The 3,581-nt window shown below is 62.2% G+C and carries 6 protein-coding genes; 2 read left to right on the forward strand and 4 right to left on the reverse strand.

Features of this window, described 5'->3' with window-relative positions; genetic code table 11:
* The coding region (locus tag ACZ4TW_RS23805; RefSeq protein WP_465546969.1) for a hypothetical protein at window positions 1-319 on the forward strand (319 nt) is incomplete at its 5' end.
* An 11-nt stretch (window positions 320-330) separates the two neighbouring features.
* Here ACZ4TW_RS23805 and ACZ4TW_RS23810 read toward each other — a convergent pair.
* Window positions 331-696: an Rv2640c family ArsR-like transcriptional regulator gene (locus ACZ4TW_RS23810; RefSeq protein ID WP_465546971.1), complete on the reverse strand. Its 366-nt coding sequence runs from the start codon at window positions 694-696 to the stop codon at window positions 331-333.
* Between the two features lie 104 nt (window positions 697-800).
* On the opposite strand from ACZ4TW_RS23810, the gene ACZ4TW_RS23815 reads away from it, so the two are divergent.
* Complete coding sequence (locus tag ACZ4TW_RS23815) at window positions 801-1,283, forward strand: ArsI/CadI family heavy metal resistance metalloenzyme (protein WP_465546973.1); 483 nt, start codon at window positions 801-803, stop codon at window positions 1,281-1,283.
* Window positions 1,284-1,301: 18 nt separating this feature from the next.
* On the opposite strand, the gene ACZ4TW_RS23820 is transcribed toward ACZ4TW_RS23815, so the two are convergent.
* Genes ACZ4TW_RS23820 through ACZ4TW_RS23830 form a run of 3 tightly spaced genes read right to left on the reverse strand, consistent with a single transcriptional unit; the run spans window position 1,302 to window position 3,155 of the window.
* Window positions 1,302-1,712 (reverse strand): arsenate-mycothiol transferase ArsC, encoded by a 411-nt coding sequence (locus tag ACZ4TW_RS23820; RefSeq protein WP_465546975.1) that lies wholly within the window; start codon window positions 1,710-1,712, stop codon window positions 1,302-1,304.
* On the reverse strand, window positions 1,705-2,760 hold the full coding sequence (arsB, locus tag ACZ4TW_RS23825) for an ACR3 family arsenite efflux transporter (RefSeq protein ID WP_465546977.1): 1,056 nt from the start codon (window positions 2,758-2,760) through the stop codon (window positions 1,705-1,707). The genes ACZ4TW_RS23820 and arsB overlap by 8 nt, the downstream gene beginning before the upstream one ends.
* A gap of 29 nt (window positions 2,761-2,789) precedes the next feature.
* A complete protein-coding gene (locus tag ACZ4TW_RS23830) occupies window positions 2,790-3,155 on the reverse strand; it encodes an ArsR/SmtB family transcription factor (RefSeq protein WP_465546979.1) in 366 nt (121 codons plus the stop codon).
* Between the last annotated feature and the right edge of the window lie 426 nt (window positions 3,156-3,581).

The raw sequence follows: 3,581 nt of genomic DNA on the forward strand, positions 1-3,581 counted from the left end.
TACAGGCTCACCGCCCACACCCCGCGATCTTGCTCACCCCACATCTTGTGGTCGCAAGAACCTGTTCTACGCACTGTCATTCAGGAAGAGCCCGTTATCGGCGCCGCTCGCCTGCCGATCGACGCCAACCGACGACTTCACCGGAGAATATGTAGCAATCGAATATGCAGGGTTACCAGTAATACCACTTGAGTATTGCTTTGCGCAGCAACAGAACTCAACCAGCTATCAGGTGACCGAACGCCCCGCCGCGCTGGCAGCCACCACCTACTCCCACTACGCCCAGTCACTGACCGCGACGATCGCGACCGCGAACTGACCTCAGGGTGCTCAACAGCAGCCGGTGCTCGCCCCCAGAACAGCGCACAACGCCTGCAACGATTCCGGCCGAGCCCGGTAATACACGTTCATCCCCCGGCGTTGCCCCACCACCATCCCCGCCTTGCGTAGCTGCCCCAGATGATGACTGGTCGTCGCCTCCGTCACCCCGACCGCCGACGCGAGATCACAGGTACACACACCCTCACCCGCCTCATCGGTCAACAACATCGACACCAACTTGATGCGCACCGGATCAGCAAGTGCCTTGAGTCGCAACGCAATCTCCAGTGCGTCACCATCATCGAGCGGACCCGACGACACCGGGGCACAGCAAATCGGCGCACTGATATCCACCATCGGCAACGTCTTCGGCATACCCCCCAGCCTACCCAGATACCTTGACATATGTCGAAGAGGTGGCATCCTGATCCCAACGTCAAGTAGTTCGATATATGTCTCACAGGTGAAGGTGGTTGCTCATGTCCCGCATTCAACTCGCTCTCAACGTCGATGATCTCGATGCCGCGATCGTGTTCTACTCGAAGCTTTTCAACACGGCCCCGGCCAAACGCAAGCCGGGATATGCGAACTTCGCGGTCCCCGAGCCGCCGGTGAAGCTGGTGCTGATCGAGAATCCGGGCCAGGGAGGCACCATCAATCATCTTGGCGTCGAGGTCGAATCCAGCGACAAGGTCCATGCCGAGATCGCCCGGCTCTCCGAGGCGGGCCTGTTCACTCAGGAGGAGATCAACACCACCTGTTGCTTCGCCACCCAGGACAAGGTGTGGGTCAGCGGCCCGGCGAAGGAACAGTGGGAGGTCTATACCGTGCTCGTCGACTCCGAGACCTTCGGGTCAAGTCCGAAACTGTTGGAACGTAACACTATCGATCCTGATACTGGTGCCGCGTGCTGTGCTGGCAGCGCGACCGGCGACCCCCAATCGAGCACCGCCTGCTGCTGACCGGCACTGCTCGGTTCGCTACCGGTCCAGACGGTCCACGAGGTCGCGGATCCGGTCGGCGATGTCGTCGCGGATCAGGCGCATCCGGTCGATCCCGTCGATACCCCGTCTCGACGGTTCGTCGGTGGCCCAGACCTTGAGCTCGACCCCCGGCGGTGCGGTGACCTCGGCGTCGCCGACCACCACCACCAAGTCCGCGGCGTGCATCAGCTCGTGGGTGAGTTGACGAGGCTGATGGTCATCGATGACGGCACCGACCTCTGCGAGGGCCTGCGCGGACAGCTCGTTGATCCGCCCTCCGAGCACCGCGGTGGTGCCGGCCGATGACGCGGCGATCCGATCGGTGAGTATGGGCGTGAGATACTCGGCCATCACAGATTTGCCGCGGTTGCTCACGCACACGAACAGCACCGTGGTGGGATCAGACATCGAGCATCGGTCCTCTCGACGTGGTTGGGGCGGTGGGAAATCGGCGTTGCAACGCCAAGGACACATAGACCAGGGCGACGAGGACAGGCACCTCGATCAGCGGGCCGATCACCCCGGCCAGCGCCTGCCCCGAAGTTGCACCGTAGGTGGCGATCGCGACGGCGATGGCGAGTTCGAAGTTGTTGCCGGCCGCGGTGAACGCCAACGTCGTCGTCCGCTCGTAGCCAAGCCCGAGGCCGGCGCCGAGGACAAATCCACCGCCCCACATCACCGCGAAGTAGACCAACAGGGGCACCGCGATCCGCACGACATCCCATGGCCGCGAGGTGATCTGCCCGCCCTGCAAGGCGAAGAGGATGACAATGGTGAACAGCAGGCCGTACAGCGCCCACGGACCCAGTCGCGGCAAGAACGCCGTTTCGTACCAGTCACGCCCCCGGACCCGTTCACGCACCCGACGGGTCAGGTAGCCCGCCACCAAGGGAAGACCCAGGAAGATCAGCACCGATTTCGCGATCTGCCACGCCGAGGTGGTGATGGTCGTTTGCTCCAAACCGAGCCAGCCGGGCAGCACCGACAGGTAGAACCACCCGAGCACGGCGAACATGAGCACCTGGAACACCGAGTTCAATGCCACCAGAACCGCAGCCGCTTCCCGATCCCCGCACGCAAGGTCGTTCCAAATGATGACCATCGCGATGCACCGGGCCAGACCGGCGATGATCAGGCCCGTGCGGTATTCCGGCAGATCGGGTAGTAGCAACCACGCCAGCGCGAACATCACCGCCGGTCCCACAACCCAGTTCAACACCAGAGACCCGATCAGCAGCCGCCGATCACCGGTGACCGAGTCGAGTTTGTCGTAGCGCACCTTCGCCAGCACCGGATACATCATCACCAACAAGCCGACCGCGATCGGTAGCGAGATACCGTCGACTTCCACCTTCGCCAGCGCCTCCCCTAGACCCGGCACGCCACGCCCGAGTAGCAGTCCGGCCACCATTGCGGCGCCGATCCACACCGGCAGAAATCGGTCCAGCAGCGACAATTTCCCTGCGACCGCCGGACCCTGCCTACTCACCCGGGGTCCTCACACGAGCTCGGCTCACCGGTCACCGCCGCCAGCCCCAAGAGCATTTCCGACAATTGTTCGAGCACAACACTGTTCACCCGGTAATAGACCCACGTGCCCCGACGTTCACTGGTCACCAGCCTGGCTTCCCGCAACACCTTCAAATGATGCGAGATCGTTGACTGCGACAACCGAATCGGCCCCGAGATATCACACACGCACGCCTCACCACCCGGCCGCGACACCACCTCCGACAACAACCGCAAGCGCACCGGATCCGCCAGCGCCTTCAACGCCGACGCGTACCGCGCTGCCCGCTTCGCACTCAAACCACTGCCGCCGCCCGCAACCAGCACGTCCTGATTCGACATCCATCTATATTGACACACATCGAATCAGCAGCCAATCAAACCCCCACCATCAATCGCCACCACACGACTGCAGACCTCGAAACCCACTGCTGGGGAATATGACCAGTTCGACATTGACGGTATCCACCAAAGCACTTGAGTATTGCATTGCGCAGCAACAGAATTCAAGCAGCGATCGTGCGAACACCCAGGATCGCGGGTCTCGAGTAGCTGTCAGTTGTCTCGGATTCTCTGTCACCTCTCAACCGCCCCACACACCCCAACCCACGCCATACGCCATTGCGCCCTGCAACGGTCGCAAACCGCGCTCACGCGGCGCCTGTACTCGCCACGGAACTTGTCAAGGGGTTTGAGACCAGTGAGTGTTAGGCGGCTGCCGGATTCGCCGGTTGTTGCTCCTCTGGTTCGGGTTTGTTGATCCAGGCG

Source organism: Agromyces sp. NPDC029043 (genome assembly GCF_055564615.1).

Excerpts from the sequence above, each read along its gene's own strand:
- ACZ4TW_RS23820 (WP_465546975.1), bottom strand. The coding sequence starts at position 1,712 with ATGTCTGATCCCACCACGGTGCTGTTCGTGTGCGTGAGCAACCGCGGC.
- ACZ4TW_RS23830 (WP_465546979.1), bottom strand. The coding sequence starts at position 3,155 with ATGTCGAATCAGGACGTGCTGGTTGCGGGCGGCGGCAGTGGTTTGAGT.
- ACZ4TW_RS23815 (WP_465546973.1), top strand. The coding sequence starts at position 801 with ATGTCCCGCATTCAACTCGCTCTCAACGTCGATGATCTCGATGCCGCG.
- ACZ4TW_RS23810 (WP_465546971.1), bottom strand. The coding sequence starts at position 696 with ATGCCGAAGACGTTGCCGATGGTGGATATCAGTGCGCCGATTTGCTGT.